General features: G+C 40.2%; 17 protein-coding genes and 1 pseudogene. 11 read left to right on the top strand and 7 right to left on the bottom strand.

What is annotated here, in order from left to right; all coding sequences use genetic code 11:
• Both I8748_RS26180 and I8748_RS26185 read left to right on the top strand, forming a co-directional pair.
• The coding region (locus I8748_RS26180) for a WD40 domain-containing protein (protein WP_449658039.1) at positions 1 to 2,474 on the top strand (2,474 nt) is incomplete at its 5' end.
• Between the two features lie 326 nt (positions 2,475 to 2,800).
• Positions 2,801 to 7,129 (top strand): PAS domain S-box protein, encoded by a 4,329-nt coding sequence (locus tag I8748_RS26185; protein WP_198127450.1) that lies wholly within the window; start codon positions 2,801 to 2,803, stop codon positions 7,127 to 7,129.
• Between the two features lie 515 nt (positions 7,130 to 7,644).
• Here the strand turns inward: I8748_RS26185 and I8748_RS26190 are convergent.
• On the bottom strand, positions 7,645 to 8,883 hold the full coding sequence (locus tag I8748_RS26190; protein ID WP_198127451.1) for a hypothetical protein: 1,239 nt from the start codon (positions 8,881 to 8,883) through the stop codon (positions 7,645 to 7,647).
• 305 nt (positions 8,884 to 9,188) lie between these two features.
• Between I8748_RS26190 and I8748_RS26195 the strand changes: the two genes are divergently transcribed.
• Both I8748_RS26195 and I8748_RS26200 read left to right on the top strand, forming a co-directional pair.
• Entirely contained in the window at positions 9,189 to 9,722 is a 534-nt protein-coding gene (locus I8748_RS26195) for a CAP domain-containing protein (RefSeq protein ID WP_198127452.1), read from the top strand.
• 219 nt (positions 9,723 to 9,941) lie between these two features.
• Positions 9,942 to 10,298, top strand: a complete 357-nt coding sequence (locus I8748_RS26200) for a 4a-hydroxytetrahydrobiopterin dehydratase (RefSeq protein WP_198127453.1) — start codon at positions 9,942 to 9,944, stop codon at positions 10,296 to 10,298.
• 305 nt (positions 10,299 to 10,603) lie between these two features.
• Here I8748_RS26200 and I8748_RS26205 read toward each other — a convergent pair whose 3' ends face one another.
• The 4 genes from I8748_RS26205 to I8748_RS26220 form a co-directional block, all read right to left on the bottom strand.
• Positions 10,604 to 12,724, bottom strand: a complete 2,121-nt coding sequence (locus tag I8748_RS26205) for a substrate-binding domain-containing protein (protein WP_198127454.1) — start codon at positions 12,722 to 12,724, stop codon at positions 10,604 to 10,606.
• Positions 12,725 to 12,745: 21 nt separating this feature from the next.
• Positions 12,746 to 13,663: a DUF1822 family protein gene (locus tag I8748_RS26210; RefSeq protein WP_198127455.1), complete on the bottom strand. Its 918-nt coding sequence runs from the start codon at positions 13,661 to 13,663 to the stop codon at positions 12,746 to 12,748.
• Complete coding sequence (locus I8748_RS26215) at positions 13,660 to 14,352, bottom strand: hypothetical protein (protein ID WP_198127456.1); 693 nt, start codon at positions 14,350 to 14,352, stop codon at positions 13,660 to 13,662. The genes I8748_RS26210 and I8748_RS26215 overlap by 4 nt, the downstream gene beginning before the upstream one ends.
• A gap of 278 nt (positions 14,353 to 14,630) precedes the next feature.
• Positions 14,631 to 15,563, bottom strand: a complete 933-nt coding sequence (locus I8748_RS26220; protein WP_198127457.1) for a lysylphosphatidylglycerol synthase domain-containing protein — start codon at positions 15,561 to 15,563, stop codon at positions 14,631 to 14,633.
• A gap of 394 nt (positions 15,564 to 15,957) precedes the next feature.
• On the opposite strand from I8748_RS26220, the gene I8748_RS26225 reads away from it, so the two are divergent.
• From I8748_RS26225 to I8748_RS26245, 5 genes are all read left to right on the top strand, one after another.
• On the top strand, positions 15,958 to 16,788 hold the full coding sequence (locus I8748_RS26225) for an alpha/beta fold hydrolase (RefSeq protein WP_198127458.1): 831 nt from the start codon (positions 15,958 to 15,960) through the stop codon (positions 16,786 to 16,788).
• 9 nt (positions 16,789 to 16,797) lie between these two features.
• Positions 16,798 to 17,772 carry an alpha/beta hydrolase gene (locus tag I8748_RS26230; RefSeq protein ID WP_198127459.1) on the top strand — a complete coding sequence of 325 codons (975 nt, stop codon included), beginning with the start codon at positions 16,798 to 16,800 and terminating at the stop codon, positions 17,770 to 17,772.
• A 139-nt stretch (positions 17,773 to 17,911) separates the two neighbouring features.
• Positions 17,912 to 18,826 carry an alpha/beta hydrolase gene (locus I8748_RS26235; protein ID WP_198127460.1) on the top strand — a complete coding sequence of 305 codons (915 nt, stop codon included), beginning with the start codon at positions 17,912 to 17,914 and terminating at the stop codon, positions 18,824 to 18,826.
• A 31-nt stretch (positions 18,827 to 18,857) separates the two neighbouring features.
• Complete coding sequence (locus I8748_RS26240; protein ID WP_198127461.1) at positions 18,858 to 20,528, top strand: phosphatidylglycerol lysyltransferase domain-containing protein; 1,671 nt, start codon at positions 18,858 to 18,860, stop codon at positions 20,526 to 20,528.
• 437 nt (positions 20,529 to 20,965) lie between these two features.
• Entirely contained in the window at positions 20,966 to 22,357 is a 1,392-nt protein-coding gene (locus I8748_RS26245; protein ID WP_198127462.1) for a hypothetical protein, read from the top strand.
• A gap of 218 nt (positions 22,358 to 22,575) precedes the next feature.
• On the opposite strand, the gene I8748_RS26250 is transcribed toward I8748_RS26245, so the two are convergent.
• Positions 22,576 to 24,183, bottom strand: coding sequence for a PAS domain-containing sensor histidine kinase (locus I8748_RS26250; RefSeq protein ID WP_198127463.1), 1,608 nt, complete (start codon positions 24,181 to 24,183; stop codon positions 22,576 to 22,578).
• Positions 24,184 to 24,394: 211 nt separating this feature from the next.
• Between I8748_RS26250 and I8748_RS26255 the strand changes: the two genes are divergently transcribed.
• Both I8748_RS26255 and I8748_RS26260 read left to right on the top strand, forming a co-directional pair.
• Positions 24,395 to 24,604, top strand: coding sequence for a hypothetical protein (locus I8748_RS26255; protein WP_198127464.1), 210 nt, complete (start codon positions 24,395 to 24,397; stop codon positions 24,602 to 24,604).
• Positions 24,580 to 24,891, top strand: a complete 312-nt coding sequence (locus tag I8748_RS26260; protein WP_318781266.1) for a cadherin-like domain-containing protein — start codon at positions 24,580 to 24,582, stop codon at positions 24,889 to 24,891. The genes I8748_RS26255 and I8748_RS26260 overlap by 25 nt, the downstream gene beginning before the upstream one ends.
• Before the next feature lie 234 nt (positions 24,892 to 25,125).
• Here the strand turns inward: I8748_RS26260 and I8748_RS26265 are convergent.
• Positions 25,126 to 25,541, bottom strand: a pseudogene (locus tag I8748_RS26265) (hypothetical protein); the annotation flags it as partial.

A 25,541-nucleotide genomic window follows, 5' to 3' on the forward strand; every position in this document is an offset into this window, starting at 1 on the left:
CCTCATCCCCCCTATCTCCCTATCCCCCCATCTCCTCTACTCAGGCGGTGACAATAGAAGTTGCTCATGAAATCCTCATCCGTCATTGGTCAACTTTGCGCTGGTGGTTAGAGGAAAATCGCAGTCGGTTACGCCTAACTCGTGAAATTGAACAAGCAGCAGCTTTATGGAAACACAATCATGAGCAACCAGATTTTTTGTTGTATGGTGTCCGGCTTGCAGAAGCTGAAGATATTTATGTCAAATATACAGATGAATTATCTTTAGATGTCCAATCCTTCATTGCTGCTTGTTTAGAGGCTAGACAACAACAACAACAAGAGCAGAAAAAGAGACTCCGACAAGCTCAAAGAGCAGTTATAATTATTAGTATATTGGGTATTGCTGCTAGTGGTTTTGGTGGTTTTGCTTACTTGCAAAAACAAGCAGCACAATTGCGTGAAATTACTGCTTTAAATGCCTCATCCGAAGCATTTTTGTTTTCTAACCAACAACTCGAAGCTGTAATTTCTAGTGTGAAAGCTGCAAAAGAACTCAAACAAGTTTTTTCACATCCAAGAGAAATTCAAATTACTACGGCAGCAACTTTACAACAAGCTATTAGTCAAACTGAAGAACTGAACCGATTACAAAGTCATAGTCAACAAGTTAATAGCATTATTTTTAGTCCAGATGGTCAAATTCTAGCTTCCGCCAGTGATGATAAAACAATAAAACTCTGGCATAGCAATGGAAAATTAATTACAGCGATCGCAGCAGCCAATAACCGAGTTACAAGGATTGCTTTTAGTCCAGATGGTAAATTTATTGCTGCTAGTGCTGATAAGCTTATTAAACTCTATCCCCTTGATACTGCCTGCATCAAAATACCAAGTTGCACAAAAGTTATTAATGCTAATTTAATCAAAACTTTCACTGGTAATACTGATATTGTTACCGATTTTAATTTTAGTCATGATGGCCAAGTGATTGCTTCTGCCAGCCTTGATAAAACTATAAAATTGTGGCGTGTTGATGGTACTTTAATCAAATCTTGGAATGCTCATAATGGCTGGGTTAATACTGTCAGCTTCAGCCCTAATGGCAAAACTATTGCCTCTGGTGGTGAAGATAACATGGTGAAACTTTGGCAGGTACAAGATGGTAAGTTAATAAAAAATCTGGCAGGGCATCAAGGGCGTGTTACTCGTGTTAAATTTAGTCCAGATGGCAAAACCATCGCTTCTAGTAGTGGCGATAAAACTATTAAATTATGGAATATTGAGGGGAAACTTTTATATAGTCTAGAAGGTGACGGCGAGCAAGTAAACAGCATTAGCTTTAGTCCAGATAGCCAGTTTTTAGCTACTGCTGACCGTAATATTAAAATTTGGCAGTTAGATGGTACTTTATTGAAAACTATTAAAGGGTATGGTGAACAAATCAGAGATGTTAGCTTTAGCCCTGACAGTAAAATGCTTGCTTCTGCCAGTGCTGATAAAACGATTAGATTGTGGAAAATAGATAATCAATCAATTGCCAAAGATGATATTCAAAATGTTATCTTTAGCCATAACGGTAAAATGTTTGCATCTACAGGCTGGGATAGTAATATAAGTATTTGGCAACAAGATAAAATTGCTCAGGCATCTATCTTGATGAAATTTCAGGTTGATCAAAGTATTATTGATACTCTGGATTGTAGCCAAGATGGCAAAATTTTAGCAATAGCTAACTCCAATAAAACTATTCAAATTTGGGATATTAAAAATCAGAAGTTAATCAAAACGCTTTCAGGACATTACGATAGAATTACAAGCATTATTTTTAGTCCAGATAATCAAATTATTGCCTCTGCCAGTGCTGATAAAACTATTAAACTGTGGCATGTTGTTGATGGTAAATTATTACAAACACTCCTTGGGCATAGTGATGAGGTGACAAGTGTTAGTTTTAGTCCTGACGGCAAGCTGCTAGCTTCTGGTAGCGTTGATAATACAGTAAAAGTTTGGCAAGTTAACGGTAGTTTAGTCAGAAGTTTAACAGGTCACGGTTTAGCGATCGCATCCGTAAAATTTAGTCCAGATGGCAAAACCCTAGCTTCTGCCAGTTGGGACAATACTATCAAACTTTGGAACGTCACAGACGGTAGGTTAATTAATACTCTCAGTGGACATACAGACGGCGTAACCAGCTTAAGTTTTAGCGCAGATGGTCAAATACTGGCTTCTGGTAGTGCTGACAGCACCATCAAACTCTGGAGTATGGCAGATGGTACATTGCTGAAAACACTATTGGGACACCCTCAAAAGGTGAATAGCATCAGCTTGAGTACAGATAGCAAATTCTTACTTAGTGCTGGTGAAAATACTGGGGTGATGCTGTGGAATCTCAATTTAGATGATTTGATGCAGCAAGGTTGCTCAAGAATAACAGATTATCTTCAAAATAATCCCAATGCTTCTGGTCTAGTTTCTCAACGCTTATGCTCGTGAGGGGAGCTTTTGGAGCAGGGGAGCAGAGGAGCTTTCGGAGCAGGGGAGATGGGGAGATGGGGAGATGGGGAAGAAATAATTAATTCCCAATTCCCAATTCCCCATGCCCCATGACGCCACTTGCTCCACTTGGGCAAAGCCCAAGACCGCAGTGGCTCCCCAATGCCCCATGCTCAATTCCCAATTCCCAAAAGATAAAATATATATATAGATAGATGAAAAACTAGTCTAAAAAGAGTACCATTATATACAAGAGTATGCTGATGTTAAATCGGTAAAAACGCTAAATATTCCTACCCTAGATAGAGGCGGTTACAAGAACCTCAATGTTAAAAGTCAACCGCTTGCAATCGCAAGATTTACAGAATTCACTAGTGGTACGAGTTGCAAGTGCGATCGCAATTACGGTCGGTATATTAGTACTACTGGGTTGGTATTTCCAGGTAGAAGTTCTCAAGGAAGGCTTCCCTGGTAGTGGAATGACAATGAAGGCAAATACGGCTCTGGGTTTTGTACTATCTGGCGTTTCGCTGGGGCTATTGCAAAAATTTAGGCGGAATAAGTTCGATTTGGAGTTTAAAGACACAAGAACAAGGATAGATAAAGGCAAATCTTCCCGTTACCGTGTCTTCTACTTACGGCTAGGCAGAATTTTTGCAGTAGCGGTTGCCCTAATTGGTTTGGTCACAGTTGGCGAATATCTGTTCGGTGGAAATCTCGATATTAACCAACTGCTACTGCGTGATTCACCTACCACTGTAACATCATTGCGTCCGGGGTTAATGGGGTTGAATACGGCAATCAACTTTGTATTAATTGGCATAGCTCTAGAGCTTTTGATTCAGCAAAAAAACTACCGTAGCTACTGGTATGCCCAAATTTTCGCGTTGATGACCGCTTTGATTTCCTTACAGGCTGTGATTGGCTATGCCTACAGACTGCCAATTTTCTACGGCATTGTCCCCCTGACCACATCAATGGGATTACACACAGCACTAACATTCATTGTACTTTGTGTCGGTATTCTCTGGGTGCATCCAGAGCAGGGATGTATGCGGGTAGTTATGAGCGATACTTTTAGCGGGTTAGTGGCACGTCGTTTGCTAGTTGCCGCGATCGCAGTGCCTTTTGTGTCGGGGTGGTTAATCCTTCAAGGTCAACAAGCTGGATATTACAGTCCAACTTTCGCTTTATCTTTATTTACTATTGTCCTGATTGTAATTTTTCTGCTTTTAGTTTGGCAGAGTGCAAGAGTTATTGAACGCCTCTGTTACCAAAATGATCATGCTCGCAAAACTTATGAAGAGAAACTGAGAAGTTTCGTAGATTCTAATGTTATTGGTATTCTGTTTGGCGATATCTACGGCGGTATTCAACAAGCCAACGACGAATTTCTAGGAATGATTGGTTACACGCGGTCAGATTTACAAGAGGGCAAGTTAAGTTGGAGCAACATTACACCGCCAGAGTATTTGGATTTAGATGAGCAAGGTATTGCCCAAGCAAAAGCAAATCCTAAAGGAACCTGTACACCTTACAAAAAAGAATATATCCGCAAAGATGGTCGCCGTGTACCCGTATTAGTTGGTTACGTACTACTAGGAGAAAACCGCACTGAATCAGTTGCTTTTATCCTCGACTTGAGCGATCGCCAGCTTGCAGAAGCAGAGCAACAAAAATTAGTATCTTTGATAGAAAATAGTTCTGACTTTATTGGCATAGCGACCCTTGAAGGTGAATCACTCTATGTCAACAATGCAGGTCAAAAGCTTGTAGGAATTGAGAGCATAGAAGAAGTCAGGCGAATGGTACTATTAGATTACCTCATGCCTGAAGACAAAGCTTTTCTTAATCAACATATCCTGCCGATTGTATTTACACAAGGACGCTGGCAGGGAGAATTTCGGCTCAGGCACTTGCAAACAAATTTACCAATACCAGTTGATTGCAACATCTTCACCATCACAGACAAAAATACAAATCAACCAATCGCGGTTGCAACCGTCACTCGTGATATCACAGAGCAAAAGCAAGCAAGGGAACAAATCATCCAACTGAACAAAGATCTACAGCGCCGCGTCGTTGAGTTGCAAACTTTGTTAGAAGTGATTCCTATTGGCATTGGCATTGCTGAAGACCCTCAGTGCCAAACTATCAGAATCAACCCTTGTCTAGCCCAGCAATTGGGCATATCACCAGATGATAATGCTTCCCTGACTGCTCCTGTTGACGAAAGACCAACAACCTTTAAAGTCTACCATGACGGCAAAGAACTACCAGCAGAAGAACTCCCCATGCAGTACTCTGCTGCCAATGGCGTGGAAGTTTTAAATTGTGAACTCGATATCGTTCATGACAATGGCAAAATCGTCAAGCTGCTAGAGCATGTGGCACCACTGTTTGATGAGGAAGGTAAGACTAGAGGAGCAGTTGGTGCATTTTTGGATATCACCGAGAGCAAGCAGGCAGAAGCAATACTGCGGAATCAGCAAAAATGGTTAGAGGATGTACTGAACCTGATGCCGATGCCGCTATTATTCATTGAACCAGGAACGGCACAGGTAACTTTTGCCAATCGAGCTGCTAATGAATTGACTGGGGGTGAATTTCCTCAAGGTATATCAGCGGATGAGTATCATACAGCTTATCACTGCACAGATGCAGCAGGCGATCGCATCCCCAATGACCAAATGCCCGGCGTGCGAGTCGCCCGTGGAGAACGTTTAGAAGGGTTGGAGGTAGACTGGCATACAAGCAAGGGAGTGCTATCTTTACATATATTTGCCGATAGCCTGCCAGCTATGCACGGCTACCCCGCGACTTGTTTGTTAGCGTTCCAAGACATTACCAACCTCAAGGAGGTAGAAAAAGCACTGTCATTAGGGTATAAAAGACTGCAACTCCTCTTTAGCACAGCCAGCGATTTATTATCTAGCCAGCAGCCAGTGGCACTGATCGATAGTCTTTTCCGTAAACTTGCGGAGCAGATTGGTTTGGATGTTTACTTTAACTATTTAATTGAAGACAATCAAGTCATGCGGCTAGCTTCCTTTACAGGCATATCAGAGGAACTGGCAAAGCAAATTGAGTGGCTGGAGTTCGGTCAAGCAGTGTGCGGTACTGTAGCCCAACAGCGCTATCCAATGTCTGTAGAAAATGTGCAACAATCAACTGACTCCAAAACAGACTTGATTCGCGCTTTAGGGATTAGTGCTTATTATTGTTATCCCTTGATGGCCCAAGGACGGCTTTTAGGTACTCTTTCCTTTGGCAGTCGCACTCGCACTCGCTTCACCGATAATCAAAGAGGAATGATGCAAGCAGTTTGCGACCAAATAGCGATCGCCATGGAACGTGCTAGCTTAATTGCTTCTCTACAAAAGCAAACTGAGCAGTTGAGTGAAGCTAACCGGATGAAAGATGAGTTCTTGGCCATATTGTCCCATGAATTGCGATCGCCCCTCAACGCTATCCTCGGTTGGGCGCAACTACTACGTGTCCGCAAGCTCAGCGAAACTCAGACAGCTAAAGGACTGGAGACCATTGAACGCAATGCCAAAGCGCAAACACAGCTAATTGAAGATTTGCTGGATATCTCGCGCATGATTAGAGGCAAGTTGCGGCTGAATGTTCGTACTTGCGATTTGATTTTGATTATTGAGTCAGCGATTGAAACTGTCAACCTAGCAGCCCTTGCCAAAGAAATTGATTTGAGATTTTCCCTAACTCACTCGGCAAAAGTGGAAAATGCAGATTTATCTTTAAAAGTCAATAGCGAGAACCCAGAGTCTATAGAAGCAAAATCTCAAACAACTCAATACCTAGTTTCTGGTGATGCTGAGCGTTTACAGCAGATTATCTGGAATCTGCTATCCAATGCCATCAAATTTACACCGCGAGGTGGCAAAGTAGAAGTCAAGCTATCAACTGTCACTGATCAAGAAAAACAGGGGACAACTGACAACTACGCTCAAATCCAAGTGATTGACACAGGCATTGGCATCATTGCAGAATTTCTCCCTTACGTCTTTGACCGTTTTCGTCAAGCTGATAGTTCTAGTACTCGGTCACACGGTGGACTGGGATTAGGATTAGCGATCGTGCGTCATTTAGTAGAATTGCATGGTGGTACTGTCCACGTAGACAGTCAGGGCGAACACCAGGGAGCAACCTTTACAGTCAAGCTACCCCTCAACCCAAAAGCCTCTCATCCCCTCAGTTCCTCAACGCCTCAGTCCCCCATCCCTTCAGACTCTCTACAGTTAGACGCTTCTCTTTTGGGTGTGCGGGTATTAGTTGTAGATGACGAAGCCGACACCCGTGAATTTACCACCACAGTACTCGAACAGTGTCAAGCCGTAGTTCAGGCAGTCGCATCAGTAAAAGAAGCATTAGAGGTAATTTCCCAGTGGAAACCAGATGTTTTAGTCAGCGACATAGGTATGCCAGAGGAAGATGGTTACTCATTGATCCGCAAATTGCGATCGCAACCACCAGAACAAGGTGGAAAGATTCCTGCGGCAGCCCTCACAGCCTATGCTAGGGCAGAGGATAGGATGCGTGCTATCAAGGAAGGTTATCAACTACACTTGCCTAAGCCTATTGAGCCAGCCGAATTAGCGACAGTAGTTGCTAGCCTTGTGGGACGTACCTGAAAAATGCTTGCAAATAGAATTCTTGACTTGTGCCTACTGCCTTCTACTTAATTAACGTGAGTTCGATGAACCTCTCCCTCCCGGCCTCCCTCTCCTAAAAGGCGACTCCTTCCAAGAAGCAAGTGATCGCGTTGCGTCTGGGTAAGGAGAGGGAGGAGAAACGAAAAAATCACGGTTTTACTCCCCTCTCAAGGTAGACTACGGTGTACACACAAGTCTTGAAATCCTACCCAAACCTTGGTTTCATTGCCCTATTCCTAAAATTAAGGGGATAAATGAAGTTTCCAGTTGCCCAAAATTTGGGCATTTATAGGGGCTAAAAGAGTTGAAACCTTTGCTGCCTATACTTGTGTGTACACGGTAGCTCCTTGTAGGAGAGGGGAGTAAAACTGTGATTTTTTTGTTCCTCCTCCTCGCTTTTTAAAAGAGGAAAACTGGAGGGCTTAGGGGCCCCCACGATAGTGGGGTTGGGGGGAAAGAGGTTCATCGAACTCAGGTTAATTAAGAAGTATCTTTTAATTAAACCAAGCTGCGAACTGAAAGAATTGTCCTCGAAAAACCTGCAATAATTGCCGCCAAGTTTCTGCTTTTGTTTGTTTGCCAAACTCTAAATAGGGTGCAGCAGCAGTTCCCTGTACCCACAGCACTAAATCAAAGTCACTTGGTTTGGTAAAAACTCTGTTTAAATTAATATTTCTAACTTCGCGTTTTCTCCAGAACGGAACTAACTTTTTACCTGTGAGTAAGGTATCAGCTTCATCTAAAAAACTCAACCAGCCATCAATCATTGGTTGTGTGACTGTTGCATTGGGAATTACTGCCTTTTGTCGAGGGTTAGGTAGCCATTCGCGGTCATTATCGGTTTCGGCTAAAATTAATTTCCAGGATTCACGACTTAAGGCTGTCACTGATTGTAAGTTTTCCAATGCAAGTGTTAAACGCTCTGGTTTTACAGTCGGGAAATTGATCAGATGAATGAACGCAACTATGTCACTAATATCGATATTATCCCAAGCGAATGCTCCTGTACCATTAGCTAGAAATGCATGAGGAGTTTGGGGTTTGGCAAAAATCAAATGAGCTGTTGAGTCAAACAGTTTGCTTTCATCATATGCCAAAACAACCTGAGCGATCGCACAAAGCAAATTGCAATATCCCTTGAGCCAGACTACATCACCGGCATCAAATGCGATCACAAAATTTTGTGCGGCTTTTTCTGTTGCTTGTATCCCTGTCAATAAGCTGAAGGTTTTCCAGAAAGATTCATTTTCTTCAAGCTTTCCATTAGCGTTAAAATCCATCCGTGTTAAACCAATCCGCAACGTCAGTTTGACTTTATGATCTTTAATAGGTTCGAGAGTATCTTTGACTTGAGTGAGATTATCAAGTAACTCTTGCAGAATATTTCGAGTATCGTTGTACGTGACTGGCTGCGGTTGGGGATTTTCAGGAACGGGAAGACGCAAAATTGGAAAAAGTTGGGTAATAACATTTTGCTGTAAACCATAACGGTACAGTGACTGCATTAACTTTTCCGCTGTACCCATCAGTTGCACAACTCCCAATGCAAATCGCATATTATCATCATTTTTGTTTTGCTGAAGCTTTGCAACAAGAGCTTCTTGTCCCTGTTGAAATTGAGCGTTAATTAAATACTGCTCAATGTCTGAAGTGGGCGTTGCTGATTTTACTAAGGGTGCTAGTGGAAATCCAAGGGCGATAATTAATAAAAAAGCACATATAAAAAGGCGCATAAGATGTTATCTCATCGCAAGTTTGCTGATGTGGACTAGTGAAAACTACCAACTGCATAATCACTACAGTTTTATAACAGCAACAGTACTGAAGAGCAAATGCGGTTGATAGAGAAAGTTGAAATGGAATAAAACCAGAATTTTGGAATTAAACTGGTGTATTTACAAGTTTGATATTGATTTTGCGATTATTCGCTACTTTAAACAAATATTTACCCAATATAGCTAAGTTGTTTAATTGAAACTACTGTGTTTAGATGGTTTAGAACTTTACTTACAGCAAATATTGGGCTAAGTCATAGGTAATGAAGCGAACAAATAACCATAATATCATTTTAGGTACTCTTTTTCTTACCAGTGTTATGCTGGGTATTGCTACACCAAGCCAAAGTTATACAGTAAAGCGATCGCATACATCAAGTTACGATCGCCAGGTCGCACAATCTACCATCATCAATACTGCTGCTCTAGAAGATTCAGTTTTCCAGCAAATTAATAGCTATAGAGCTACCCAAAACCTGCCAGCACTGTTACGCAATTCTGCGATCGACACTCAAGCAAGGTCTCATAGTCAGAATATGGCAAGTGGTAAAGTTCGATTTGGGCATGATGGATTTGTACAGCGAGTTCAAGCTACCCGTCTTTTCTACATATTGGCTGCTGAAAATGTTGCTTATAATCGGGGATATCAAGACCCTGCGAAGCAAGCTGTCCAAGGCTGGCTCAAAAGTCCAGGACATCTCAACAATATCAAAGGACAATACAATTTAACAGGAATTGGCGTTGCTAGTAATAGCAAAGGTGAAATCTATTTCACACAAATTTTCATTCGTGTATAGGTTTCACGAAATGGAATTATTCTAAAATTGTGGATACTATTTTTTGAATATAGTGCCAACCTGACTTGAAAATACTTTGTGTCTTGGTGTCTTTTGTGGTTATTTAATTTTTTACCACAAAGGCACTAAGACACAAACTAAAAAAGGATTTTCGTTATAGTGTAGGTAGTTCATGACGGCTACTTTCTCAAATAAATCTATCAAAAAGAGGATGAAATTATGACTGAATTAGCGCAAAACAAATGCACTGCTTGCCACAAAGATGCTCCTCCTGTGACTGAGGATGAAATAGCAGAACTCAAACCCCAAATTCCTGATTGGAAGATTGTAGAACAAGATGAAGTTTCTCGTTTAGAGCGGATTTATAAATTTGCTGACTTTCAAACAGCACTTGCGTTTACCCAGCATGTAGGAGAGGAGGCAGAAAAGGAAGGGCATCACCCAGCACTGCTTACTGAATGGGGAAAAGTAACAGTAACCTGGTGGACTCATGCGATTAAAGGATTGCATCGCAACGATTTTATTATGGCAGCAAAGACTGATCAAATTGCAGAGGCGTTTACTGCTAAGAAATGAGCAGGGTGCAGCGGAGCAGGGGAGCAGGGGTGCAGGGGTGCAGGGGTGAAAAAAATTTGTATCAGATTTTTCGTGAAATGGGATAAACCAGTGGCGAATTAACTCGACTTGAAAGCGATCGCCTTTGCCAATTTCCTCAATTAACTCACGTTGCAATAGCAATATAGACGTTAGGACTAACGCACCAAAAATTAGTGATGGTGCGTTGCGCTTCGTGACAACACACCCTACAGACTTTGAGATTTGTGAATGAGACTTTGAGCTTCGTTAACTATTAAATAAAACACAGTTTAGGGGCTGCTAAATCAGTATCTACGAATAAAACCAGCTTGTTCAATTAAATCTTGCCCTTCAGCCGATAACAGATAATTAGCAAAAAAGTCTCCGGCTTTTTCATCATCTTGATTATTTTGTTTAATAATCACAAATAAGTAACGAGTTATAGGATATTTATTATTTTTTAAAGCATCAATATTCAATTGGTTATTTTGCCAAGGACATTTTACACCTGGTGTATTTCCAGGTTGATCTACAGCAATGAGTTTGCCACCTCCAAGACTAATTGGTAGAGTTTTAACACTACATTGATGAATGACTTCCGCAGCTGAAGCATAATAGATACCCCCTTGATTCAGATTTTTTCCTATCTGTTTTAAAGCTTCAGTTGTAGTAGAAACTAGTTTCACATTTGCCCCAAAATTATGGGTTCCTAAAATATTATCTTTGACAAATTCTGTTGTCCCACTATCATCAGGGCGAGAGTAGGGTGTAATTGGCAGATTGGGGCCACCCACCTGTTGCCAATTGGTAATTTGACCTGTGTAAATACCTTTGAATTGCTCTACACTCAAACCAGATATATTTAAACTGGAATGAACTGCGATCGCTATGGCATCAATACCTATAGGAACCTGTTTCAGCTTGATTCCCAAAGCTGTGGCCCGTAAAGATTCATAATCCCGAATATATCGTGAAGATTCAGCAAAAGAAATTTGTCCATCCAACAACATTTTGATTCCTGTTCCTGAACCAGGTGGTAGAGTAGGATGTGAATAATAGCTTAATTTAAATTGCGGCCATTTCTCTTGGATTTTTTTCTCAGCTAAATCTCTAATTGGTGCCCAGGATGTACTTCCACCGTAGCGAAATGTTCCCGCAGGAGGCGATGAGGAGATGGAATTCCAAGCAAAATATATACCACTAGTAACAATTAGACCAACTAAGCTAGTTAAGCCAGTTAATAACCAAGGTTTAATGTTTTTCTTGGGTTGAGCAATTGAATTTTCTGGTTTTTCAACAGGTAGTTCTTTAATAGGATTTGTATGCAGACCTTGCCAATTCAAAGGTTCGACGTTAGGTTCAATACAAATTGTTGGCAACCAAATTGCACCAGGGTAATCAGATTTAAAATGTTCTAGGCGTTTGCGTGCTTTTTGGACTGAAGTAAATAGCGAGTTATTGCAGGTAAATTCCTGGAAAAAGTACTTTAAAAAGTCTACGGCTACCACATCTGGCACTGGTTCCCGCATAACGATAACCTGGGGTAAATGTAACTGCGCTAGTTGACTAGCTAATCCTAAACCATCGCAAGAATTAAAAATTGCTAACTGCAATCCTTTGTGAATAGCTTGCTTTAAAGCATTCTTAAAATCTTCAATACTCAAACTATCTATATCATTCAGTTCAATCCAACCTATCTGTCCATCTTCTTGGCTGCCACTGTGTCCGGTAAAAACAAAAATATGGTAGCCTTTTTCGTCCCAAAGTGCATCACATAATTCTCTGCGGCTAGGCTGCATTAAACAAACTACTTCTACACCCTTTTTCTCTAATTCCTGAATTACCTTTAAATCATCTTTTGTGTTAATGCCATCGGTTCTACCAACGGCAACTAAAATTCTGATATGTGTGCTTTGAGAAACGAGTTGATTTTTCTGCCGATTTAAATTTTTGGGCGCACTCAGGGCAACTTCGGCTTGGGGATAGTGTTCTTCAAATAAATTCCATTCTTGCCAAGGAAGGCGGCGTAAATCCATGTCTTTGGCATCGATAATGATGTGAATTTCTTCATTTGACTGATGCAATTCTTGGGCGATCGCTATTAATCTATCCCGAATCGGCCGCCACTTGCCATCTCCAGAATTTAGCCATTGATTTAGGTAATCTTTGACTGCGACAGTGTGTTCTGCATGGGAATAACTTGTCGCTTTTTTGGGTGTGAGACGTATTCCTGGTGCTGGGGCAATACAAGAACGCACAGCTTCAATTTGACGATAAGCTAACTGCCATTGATTAAAAGATGATTCTAATTCTGGTAGTAATGGAGGTAGAAACCCTTCTGTTTCTTCTTCCAAGTTCTTTGCCCGCAGAATCACTAAAAATCCTTCTTGGGAATTGCTTCTGAGTTTCAACTTAATGATCGCCATTACTGTCTCCTTTTGTTTGTTTTAAACAACAAACTCTTCGACCAAACTTGTTTCCCCTAACACTATTTTGACACTGAATTTTTCCTCGTGTTGGCAGCTAAACTCTAGTTGTATCCAATCATCTGCACTTCTTGCTTGCACTTCCATAGCAGTGTTTCCCGCTTCATCAAGGACAATCAGTTGTAAATTAGATGGCAGATGAATCGTATCATCACCTGGATAAATCCGTAGGCGAATGTCGAAAACCTCGCTATCTGTAGGAGTTAACTGCACCAATAACAGTACTTGCCTCCCCAAGTCAATCACCTTTGCCCGACTAATAGAGTTGGAGTAAGAGTTCATTGTCGGGCGAGTTATGGTAGTACTATTTCTGAAATTGCTTGCTAATACTAACTCTGGGGGTTGCCAATCTTGATTGAATATTCCTGCAACCCATTGACGCAGATTTACTAATAGGGTACGCCTATGTATGATCTCGACAATTACATCCAGAGATTGCAGTTGTGCTATTTGCAGTATTTGTGGTGATTGGGTATTTGCTACGGCTGGAGAAAATCCCAACAATTCTACAAAATCTAATTGCTGACTAAACTGAACTGCTACATAACCAATTCGGTCTTGTGTCACAGTCAAAGGCAAGATAATTTCAGTTTCACCCGGAAGCACCGGACGACATTCCAGCTTACCAACACCAGGTAACACCAAATCAGCAACATCAAAAATCGCCCTCAACCCTTGATGCCAACTATCGCCTTGATTTAGTGCTGTCTCTACATTCAGCCATCTGAGATAGCTGTGAACGGCATAAACAGCCAGAGTATTGAGATAAACTTGTTTTCCCTTTTCGGGAGTATCTTGTTGTGCGGCAAACTCAAAAGCCCAACGATGGGCATTTCCGGGAAGAGGGACAGTTAAAATATGTGGTTGTGTGTTACTCATTTTTCATAACCGTAATTTATAGCAATTTCTCTTAACAAAGGCAGGCAATGACTCTTCCAATGAGAATAAAGAGTTTGATTGCTGATATTTAACTCTCTAGCAATATCGGCGATTTTATGAGGAGGATTTTGCACAAGTAAGCGCATTGCCAACAATTGACAATGGCATTCTGAATTTTTTCGCGGATGACTGGCTGTTAATTTACCCTCTTTGTCTTGTTCTATGTATTGCTTGATGCGTTTGCCAATGCTTTGGCGCTGCGCTTCCTGAATTTGGGCAATCTTCAGATCCAGCAAATCTAAGGTCATAGTTGGTGACTGGGGGTCTGGCAAGATATTTAACAAAGTTGTTTCGTCACCCTCTTCGTTACGAGTGGGCCTATCTAAACTGAAAGTGTAGTTGCTATCTGGCGTATACAAATCTTTAATCCGCCATTTGAGAAAGCCATTAATCCAGATTATTAAGCTTTGTTGCAATGAAGGCGATCGCGCTTCAAATGTACAAATCTTCCGGCTAACCCATTCCCAAGTCAGATTCAAGGCTTCTAAATAGTCTGGGTGCGAAGACTTATAAATGCCAGGGAGTTGTTGAATCAACATCAGTAGTTTATTTAACGCTTTCTGTCTCTCTAGACTGGGGTCTGGGTAACGGCATACTTCACCAATCAGTTTTTGAAGTTGTTCATCCACAACGTTTTTACTCCCAAGCTTATGGGCCTGCTAATTGCTAAACTCAAAGACAACAAAGCTTTTGCAGGTTGAGTTTAACTGATTTTCAATTCAGTTATGACCTGTGGGTGTTACAAATATTCAAAACTTTTTATTCTGTTTGCCAGAGAAAAATCCATAACGAACTGCCACGACATCGACCCAACACCGCAAGGTTGCTGAACATCTGGACATCTGCTTTAACTTGACACCAATATTGGGGACACAAGAAAATTTGGGATATTTTTGATTTGGGAGACTCAATTGTTTCTAGAAAATCTCAGTTCAAAAAATCCTAGTAAGCCTGCTGCTAATAGCAAAGGTAAGAAGTAATATATTGCCCGATAAGCTAATAATGAACCTAAAATTACCGCCGCAGAAACTTGAGGAGAAAGAATTAGCAAAATCACAGTTTCAAATACGCCTAAGCCGCCAGGAACATTACTCACAACACCTGCAAACATTGCCAGTAAATAAATTCCTAAAAAATCTAGGTAGGAAATAGATGTATTGATGGGAAGCACTGCATAAAGAACTGCTGCTGCTAAAATCCAATCGAAGCTAGAAACTGCTATTTGAACTAGAGATATCTGGAAACTAGGAAAACGAAATTCGTGACCACGAATAATTAATATTTTTTTTACTAAAATACTTCCCAATAAATAAGCAGCAATTAATAATAGAAAAATTACGCCGAGGGGACGTACAGTAGCAAAAGGTAAATGGAGTTGGGAGGGAATTGTCAAAGGATTGGTCAGAAAAACTAATCCAGCAACGGCGAACATCCCCAGCCAAAAAGTGAAATTAGCAAAGGCAATTATTTGAGCAACGGATAGCGCCGATACTCCCCAACTAGTATAAAATCGATAGCGGATAGCACTACCAGTAAGTAAAGCAAAACCGATTGTGTTGCTAAAAACAGAACTAATAAAGTTAGTCAAGGCAATCTTATTCCAAGCAAGGGAACGATTGATATAGCTAAAACCTAAAATGTCGTACCCTATCATCACTAGATAGCCGAAAGCTGTCAGCCAAATTGCCCAACTTAGGCGACTTTTGGGAATGGCTGCTAGAGAGTTGAGGATATCACGGTAATTATACTCGCGCAATTCCTGAGCGATCGCGCCCACAGAAAGCACCAGCAGCAGCAAAGCAAACAGTGTACCGAAATTGAGTTGCAGCTTTTTGAGCATTTTTAAGGTTTCAAGTACTACGTAAAAAATAATCTTGACTTAATTAGTCGCAAATTTTCCATCACCTTGACACAGAATTGACAAATCATTTGCATAAGCTTTGGAAGACAAGCACTAAGCTGATGTGCGTCTAAATTGCACCACTGGTTAAGACCGTCATTAGTTATTAGTCATTTGTCATTTGTCTTTACAAAGGACAAAGGACAACCACTAGTAGTACGCCAAGTTGCCTTGGCGGGGTAAAGGGGAACGGGGAAAGGGGAAAGGTTTTTTATCCCTTACCCTTTTCCCTTTAACCTTTACCCAACCTCCACCTAACATTTTTGGGTTGGCAGACTACTAGGAGTGATCATGTAATTTAGATATGTTTTAGCCTACCAATGTCCCATGCCCTATGCCCCATAACACTTTTGAAGATGCTTTAGCTGGTTCTAAAATTCACCTACGGCGAGGGGTAGATTTGCAAGTTTGCCATAGTCCCGGTGTCACTCCTGGGATAGTTTTTGTCCACGGGGGAATGGGAAACCGCTTCAATTTTAGAGTCCAGTATGAGTTTGCTCAAAATCAAGGATGGCAGGTTCTGGCATATGACTTGGGAGGACATGGAGAATCTAGTCGTTACTCACGTTACTCTATCGGGCGACATTGTAGAGATTTAGCCCGATTGTTACATCGTTTTGGCATCGAGTGGCCTGTGCTGTGCTGTCACAGCTATGGAGTTCCTATTGCTTTGGAGTTTACCCAGTGTCATCCAGTGAGTGCAATGATTGCCATTGCTGGCGGTACCCATAATTTAGCACCTTGGTGGGAAATTCCCTTGATGAAGTTTATGGCAGTGGGTGGTAGGTATCTCTATCACTTACCTGGGGTGCAAGCACTCAATAACTTTTTCTCTACTTCTTACCGTCACAGCGTCATAGAACGTTTTTTTGCTGAAAACCCAGTACCAACTGATTTTGATGCCTACAAAGGTTTAGAAATCTTTTGGAACTATAACTTTTTTGCCAGCCACCCCTTGCAAAAAAAATTACATATCCCAGCTTTAGTGATTACTGCGGGGAAAGACCCGATGTTTACTGCCAAGATGGGAAATGATTTAGCGAGTTGCTTTGTTAATGGCACTCATTTACATTTTGCCAATGCTGGACATTTAGTCATGGCAGAGTGTGCTGAGTTGGTTAATCAGGCGATCGCTAATTGGTTAAACGAACAAGTTTATTCTTAATCTTCAGATATGCGTTACAAACAATCTCAAATTGGATTACTAATTTCATTAGTAACTTTATTTGCCTGTAATTACACTCAAGGCATAGCAGCAAAACCAGCAAAACAGCAGAATTTACAAATCGCTTCTGTTTTACCGCCACAACCTCATGCTGATGTCTTGGCTATTCCCCTAACCTACAAAATTGAAACCTACGATAGCCAAGTGATGGGTGGAGGGCGCACTTATGGGGTTTCTTTACCCCCTGGCTATGAACAAAATCTACAACAACGCTATCCTGTAATCTTTCTCCTCCATGGTGGACATGGCGAACCCACTGATTGGTTTCTAAAGAACAAAGGACAAGCTCTGAAAACTCTAGAACAACTTTATCAAACAGGTAAATTGCCGCCTAGTATCATCATTACACCAGATGGTAACGACAAACGCGGCTCTAGTCCTTATTATGACCCCCAATATATCGATGGCCCTAATGGTAAAGTTTCTACAGCCGTTGGTTATGAACTTGTGAGAGTCGTCCAAAGCCGTTATCGTACACTACCTAATCCAGATTTTTGGGCAATGGGAGGATTATCTTCTGGTGGTTGGGGCGCACTCAATGTAGGATTGCATAATTTGCGTAATTTTTCGATTTTATTTAGTCATAGTGGTTACTTTAAAGATAGTAGCGGCCCTCAAAACAGCCCAATAACTTATATTAAAAATATTCCCTTGCCAGCGAAAAAAAGTCTGCGAGTATACTTGGATGTAGGTACATCAGATATTGAGGAACTTGACGATGCTAAAGAGTTTACAAAAGTACTCAGCCGACAGCAAATTTATCATATATTTCGTCAGTTTCCTGGCAGCCACACTTGGCAATATTGGCGCGAACATTTAGCAGATTCTTTAACATTTGTCGGTGAGCAATTTCGGTTAAATGAAATAGCACACGCCTCTGATAATTTAGGTTTTGAACAGCCGAAAAAGAGTCAAAATCAGTAAAAAGTATTGGGTATTAGGGACTAGGGACTGAGGAATGATTACTATTTTTTAGTAGAAATAACTTTGGAAAATTAATGTCAAAAAATATGTATATTCAATACAATAAATTTAACTAAATTTATTGTAAATTTTAATCATTATGAAAAATTATAAAATTCTCATTAGCATAGCAGGAGCGATCGCTATCCTAACTACTGCTGGTTACTACTATGTATTTATATTAGGTGCGCCCCAACTAGATCCACCCCAAGAACAAGCAGGTACTGGATTAAAATTTCAGTTAGCAACCTTCCAGTCGCAAGCTATGGGTACAGTCCGGCAATACGGTGTTATTTTGCCGCCTGGCTATTATAAAAATCACCAAAAGCGCTATCCTGTGATATTCTTACTACATGGTGGACATGATGATGCCCGTGCTTATGTTGATAAATATGCATTATTAGACGTACTACACCAACTGTATAAAAATGGAAAATTGCCGCCATCGATTGTAATTACACCTGATGGCAATGATAATAGAGGTTCTAGTCCTTTGTACGACCCTGATTATTTTGATGGCAACAATGGTAAAATTGGCACTTTAATTGGTTCAGAATTAGTACAAGTTGTCAAGTCACAATATCGCGCTTTGGATAAACCTAAATTTTGGGCGTTGGGAGGTCTTTCTTCGGGAGGATGGGGAGCATTTAACATTGGGTTACGTTATTTAAACAACTTCAATATTCTGTTTAGCCATAGCGGTTACTTCACCGATAACAGCGGCCCACAAAATAGTCCTCAGCAAATTGTGCAACAGCTACCAATTCAAGATAGGAAGCGATTGCGCGTGTATCTCGACGCTGGTTTTAACGATACTAATTTTCTGGCTTCTACCAAAGCCTTTCATGAGACTTTGAATAAGTTAGGAATTGCTAATGTATTTCATGCATTTCCTGGAGGACATGGTTTATCCGGTGCAGATATAGGCTGGAACTACTTCCATAAACATCTTAAAGATTCGCTTTCCTATGTAGGAAATCAATTTAAAAAAGATAATAATTTGAATAAAGAATAGTTGATGACAACTGACAAATGACAAATGACCAATGACTAACAATTTAAAAACTCGAATTGGACTTTGGAGTGCAACTGTCTTAACAGGTTTAGTCGGAATAGTCAATTTGTTATCAGCTGTGACACCCAACCTGTACCAACGAAATCACTGGTTAAAACAGTTTTTGCCATTTGAGACTCGTGCCAGTGGTCATATATTTGCAGCACTAACAGGCTTTGTTTTGCTAGCACTTGCTACTAATTTATTGCGTCGAAAACGAGTTGCATGGTTACTGACTATTGGGTTGCTAGTGATTTCTATTATTAGCCATTTAGTCAAGGGATGGGATTATGAAGAAAGTCTACTTTCTGCATTTTTACTAGTGCAATTAATCCTGATGCGCCATGTGTTTACAGCCAAATCAGACCGTCCTTCAATTGCGCGAGGAGTGCGAGTATTGATTGGCGCTTTGCTGTTTACCCTAGCATACGGAACAATCGGATTTTATTTATTAGACGGCAAATTTTCAGAGAATTTTAATTGGCGTGATGCCATACTTCAGACTCTAGCAATGTTCTTCACAGAGGATAATTGGGGTCTGCAACCAAAGAGTCAATTTGGCGATTTTTTTGCTAATTCTATCTATATTATTGCCGTATGCACAATTACTTTTGCAGTGGTGATGCTGCTACAGCCAGTGTTTATGAGTAATCCGGCTACACCCAGCGAACAGCAAAAGGCAAAAGAAATAGTACAGCAGTATGGACACTCTTCTTTAGCAGCTTTAACACTTTTAAGTGATAAAAGTTATTATTTTAGTCCCTCTGGTCGCAGTATAATTGCTTACGTGCCCAAAGGAAGAGGTGCGATCGCACTAGGAGACCCCATTGGCCCGGTTGAAGACCGCAAAGAAGTAATTGTGAGTTTCCAGCAGTTTTGTCAACGCAATGATTGGTATCCTGCTTTTTATCAAACTTTGCCTGATGACATTGAGCTTTACAAGTCTCTAGGTTTTAAAGTACTCAAGATTGGAGAAGAAGCGATCATTGATTTGAAGACTTTTACCTTACAAGGAAAAGCTGGGAAAAACTTCCGACCATCAATAAATCGTTTGACGAAATTAGGATACGAGATTCAATTTTTTGAACCACCAATTCCTAACAAGTTATTGTACCAATTAAAACCCGTGAGTGATGAATGGCTAAAAATAGCACAAGGTTCAGAAAAACGCTTTTCTCTGGGTTGGTTTGACGAAGATTACTTAAGAAATTGCAAAATCGCTGTCGTGTATAACCCTGAAGGTGAAATCACTGCTTTTACCAATATTGTGCCAGAGTACCAACTCAACGAAGCAACAATTGACATGATGCGACACCGCCAGTCTATTGAGAATGGCACAATGGACTTTTTATTTATTTCTATACTTCAGTATTTTAAAGAGCAAGGCTATGACAGCTTTAATTTTGGTCTTTCTGCTTTGGCTGGAGTGGGAGACAACCCAGAATCACGACGCTTGGAAAGAGGGTTACACTATCTTTACGAACATTTGAATCGCTTCTACAACTTCCAAGGACTGCACGCGTATAAAGAAAAGTTTCGCCCCCGTTGGGAAGGGCGCTATCTAATTTACCCTAGTTTAGCGGCTTTACCCGATGTAGTTGTAGCATTGATTCGAGCTGATTCAGGCGATCGCCTCCTCGATTATCTCAAACCCGGAGCATAAAAAGTGCTGAGCAGTAGAAGTTAACAAAATTAAAGTAGGGTGCGTTGTCGCACAGCGCAACGCACCACCAACAAGTAAAGGTGTGCGATTCTTACGCCATAATACAACGCCAGTTGCTACAAGTAGGGGAACCCGCTCAATGTACTGGTTTCCCTACTGGCTATGCTGTCATCAGTCAAAGGCAACTTGACATTTATATAGTACATTAGTACTATATAAATATGAACATTCGGTCATTTTGCAAAGCAATGCCCAAAGTTTGTAGTAGTTAAACGTTCATAGTACTAGCTTCATGAATGCAACTAATACCAGATAGGTTTTATGTTGCATGTAGGTTTACTCTTCAATTCCTCTTTATAAATATTGCTCATGAAATCAAGCTAAACTTGAGCAATTTTGGCTTGAAATGAATCCTGACCTTTATAGAAGGTAACAACATGACAAATAATCAAATCTCTCTGCTAGAACTCATCAAAATTTTTGCAGAATATCGCAACTACATAATTATCAATATCAAGCATCTACAAGAGAATTATCGCCGAACAACAATCAAGCGACTTCAAGGTGTAAGAGATGAAAATGGAGAACTAATTCAGCCTTGGCTACGAACAGAATATTTAGATAAAGTCCAATATGTTGGCATGGGTGAATTTAAGTTTAATCGTAACAAAGCCACCATTAATATGCTTGTCAAACGGCAAGTCAAACTTGTAAAACTTGAGGATAAAACCCCAGTTATTGAAGTTGCAGGCTTGCTGGTCAATGACCTAAATGCCTTTAATAACTACACGATTGTGAGTGATGGTAAAATTAATGTAAATTCCTTGCAAGTCAAAATTAGTAGTAAAAAACTTTTTGAATTACTCAAACAAAAAGGTGTATTAGACGCAGATAAATTTGATTTTCGTTCTGAATACACTATCCAGCTAGATAACTTACCCCTAGTACCTATTGATGGATCTTACTGTAGCATTGATGGCTTATTTGCTCAGCTAGCAGAAATCAAAGTACTTTCTAGTATTATTTCTGCTCATTTGAAAGGGCAGTCAGATGTGTTTGTACAACCCCAGTTGGATGAATTACAACATCATTATCTTTCCAAAAATATTTACACTAATTTTCCCACGACAACCGAATATACTAATCTCAAAGAAGCTTTAGCTAAAGGTACTATTGACTCACGAATTAGTTATAAAATTGACGTTGGTAATCAAGATATTCTGAATTTGAGTAAATTGCCTTCAGCGAACAAATTCCTCGATAAGATGTATCGGGTTTATGACAAAGAAACTGGGGAAATTTTCACTAAGCCTCGGTTTGAGATGACATTCACTGAAAATATTGCCTTTAGGCACAAGCTACTATCATCGCGCATCAAAATCACGAAAGTAGATGAGTTAATGAAACCGATTTTTGATGACTTTCTCAGACTTGAGAAAAATGGCATTGTTGCAAATATTCTGACCAAAGTAGGTGCTGATAGTTTAGTCAAAGTTTTACGAGATAAGCACTCTGGTAAATCTCCTAATCAAGACGAAATAATTACAGCATTGACAGAAGCGAATACTAAGCTAGAACAATATGTAGAATCAATCTACCAAGATAAAATTTCTCCCTTAGTATTTTATATTGGTGCTACTGGAAAGTTGCCAGACAACATGTCAACGCCAGCCATGACTGCTGAGAAACTTGCTGTCAAATACCCCAATTTACAGTTTTCTAAAGATGAGCAACAAGGCACATTTTTTGAAGTTGGTGGCAGCATTATTAGTGTATATGCTCAGACTGAGTACTACAGCAAAATTCTGGCTGTTGGTGTAGAAAATTAGATTTAATAGTGAATTAGAGCTAAATTGAACATACGGTTAAGGTAGCACAGCCGTGCTACCTTATTACTTGCAATTCAAATCAAACATATTTGGTCGTTCTTTGTCATTAGTCATTAGTCCTTTGTATTTACAAATGACTAATGACTAATAACGGTATTAACTAAATAATTTGCAATGTTATTACACATTAGCTTACTATTTTAAAGATTATTTTGTATTTACAAGGGGCGTGGAGATTTAAGTTGTAGAATAGGAATTTCTATTATGAATTTTGCTCCCTCTCCTGGGGATGAAATGCATCGTAAATGCCCTTGATGTTTTTCGGTAATAATCTGATAACTAATTGACATTCCTAAGCCAATTCCCTTACCAACTGGTTTAGTTGTAAAGAAAGGATCAAATAGACGTTGTTGAACTTCTTTTGAGATTCCTGGGCCATTGTCAGTAATCTCAAGCACAACCCAATCTGAGTTGAGTAAATAGGTGCAGATAGTGATTTGTGGACGGTCGTGTTGACCGATAACACACAAACTTTCTAAAGCATCGATCGCATTAGTCATAATGTTCATCAATACCTGATTGAGTTGACCTACATAACACTCAACTAGTGGAAGTTGTCCATACTCTTTAATCACTTTGATTGTAGGATGATCAGGTTTGGCTTTGAGGCGATTTTGGAGAAGCATTAAAGTACTTTCAATACCGCTGTGGATATCTACCGCTTTCATTACCGCTTCATCCAATCGTGAGAAGTTCCGCAACGACAGTACAATATTACGAATGCGATCGCTTCCCATTTTCATAGAATGTAGCAATTTTTGTAGGTCTTCAGTGATATACTCTAACTCGATTGCTTCTATTGTTTCTGCAATTATCGGTGTTGGGTAAGGATATTCTTGTTGATAAAGTTGTAGCAGTTCTAGCAATTGTTGTATGTATTGTTTAGCATGGATGATATTACCATCAATAAAGTTAACTGGATTGTTAATTTCATGAGCCACACCAGCTACCAGTTGTCCTAAAGAAGACATTTTTTCACTTTGAATCAGTTGTGCTTGAGCCTTTTGTAATTCCTCAAGGGTTGTTTGAAGTTGTTGATTTTTTTCGGTTAATTCCTGTTCGCGCTGTCGCAAAGCTAACTCTGCTTTCTTGACAGCAGTAATATCTAAACCCATTTCCACAACCATTGGTTCACCGTTCATATCCGTGAACGGATAATCGTAAATCTGATACACATTACCTGTTTTACTATCTACCCATTCCCAAAGTTGTGGAGCATTAGTATCAAAAACTCGGTAGGTGGGACAGACTGAACAAGGTTGCTTTAATCCAGCCATCGCTTCATAACAAGGTTTCCCTGTCGGGTCTCCAAATACCTCTCGAAAGCGTTCATTATAAAATCCTACCCTATAATTCTTGGGTTGCAAATAGAGAAAAGCTGGTAGCTGATTCAACAGATTATAAAGGCTTTCCCGTTCAGTAGAGAGCGCTTGTATTTGTCGCAGTTGTTGGCTGATATCTCTCCCAATTCCATAGGTGAGTCCTTTTTGAGAAGTTGACAGACTCCAAGAAAGCCAGCGATAGCTACCATCTTTGTGAAGAAAACGGTTATCCCACTGCAACTTTTGCTGTGGTTTAGTTAGTAACCAACTATTTGCAATATCCTCCGGATGCATTAACTCTAACCAAGGATGTCCGATTAAGTTTTCTGGTTTCCATCCTAAGACTTGTTCCCATGCTGGATTCACTTGCTGGTAACAACCATCTTGCCCGATGATACAGAATAGGTCAGTTGAAAGGTTGAAAAAATCTTCCAGATCAAACACAGTAATCTTGTCACCAAAATTCTATGTTCAAGCTAACTAAGCATACATATTATTTACAATGTTAAGATTACTGAAGAATTGTATTTATCTTTAAAAAAATATTAAATTTTATATGAAAATTATAAAAGATATATAAATTAAGTGTTAATTGAAAAAACTAAAAACCTCATATTTAAAACAATATTTATCCTGCCTCCTCAAAAATTCAGAATTGAGAACAACCATCAAGCCATGTTTGCATAGCTACAGCATTCCCAATGCTGCCCCGCAACTAGACTTAAATGGCAGCGATGAGGCTGGTATTGATTTTGCCACTACCTTTTATCGCGGCACTTTGGCTTTGGAACTGAGGCTACCACCAAAGAAGATACCGCTGTTAACATCCTTGCCAGCAGTATCCTACGTGGATATACAGATGTAGAGGGCGATCGCCTAAGCATCACTAACTTCACTAACGCCAGTAATGGTACACTCACACTTAACGACAACGGTACACCGGGCGTTACCGATGACGATTACTTCATCTACACCCCCAATGCCAACTACAACAGCACTGACAGCTTCATCTTCACTGTCAGCGACGGTAATGGCGGCAGTATTGATGGTACTTTTAACATCAACGTCAAGTCAGTCAACGATGCCCCCATTGTTGCCAATGCCATTGCAGATATCACCACCACTGAAAACAGTGTTTTCAGTTTCACCTAAACTGTACTTGTTAAACCCCTACTCAAATCTTGCACCTGGAAATGTGAATGTCAAAACCAGAACTACGTGTAAGATGAGCAAGACGTTCAATCTCAAGTAAAATAAGATACATAACTATTTGTGGAAAAATAGATTCAAGGGCTATTTGTGCTGCTTGCCCCCAATCAGGTGGCGATGCAGACTTTATATGGAGATAAGTCCAATGAGCAATGAGGTAGGCAGTTAAAGAAAGAATTAGCCAGCGATACATCCCCTTGAGAGTGCCTTGCCCAAAACGGTGCAAGCCAAAACGATTAAAATAATAGTCTCAAAGCGTTCAGTTAAGATTTTTGGTAAACCTTGAACAAGTTTCAGTCCAAGCTGTGCTGGGGAAGGTGTTCCCTTACCTATCCAAACCCTAAAATTCCAAGGGATGCGGCATTTTCCAATTACCAAATAAACTACGACCAGATGCAGGCCACGTTTACCATTATAGACCCTGATTAAATCACTAAACTCTTGAAATTTGCCCCGTTTCTCTAAAGTTGTGAGGTCAATTATTACTTGTAAAAAGGGTTTTCTTCCTTTACCAGATAATGTTAATACCTTGAAAACTGTTTGTAATGCGGTGGAGCGAACAATACGAATCATCTCCCTAGTTGACCAAGGAT

The sequence above is a fragment of the Amazonocrinis nigriterrae CENA67 genome (assembly GCF_016056305.1).
Classification (GTDB): domain Bacteria; phylum Cyanobacteriota; class Cyanobacteriia; order Cyanobacteriales; family Nostocaceae; genus Amazonocrinis; species Amazonocrinis nigriterrae.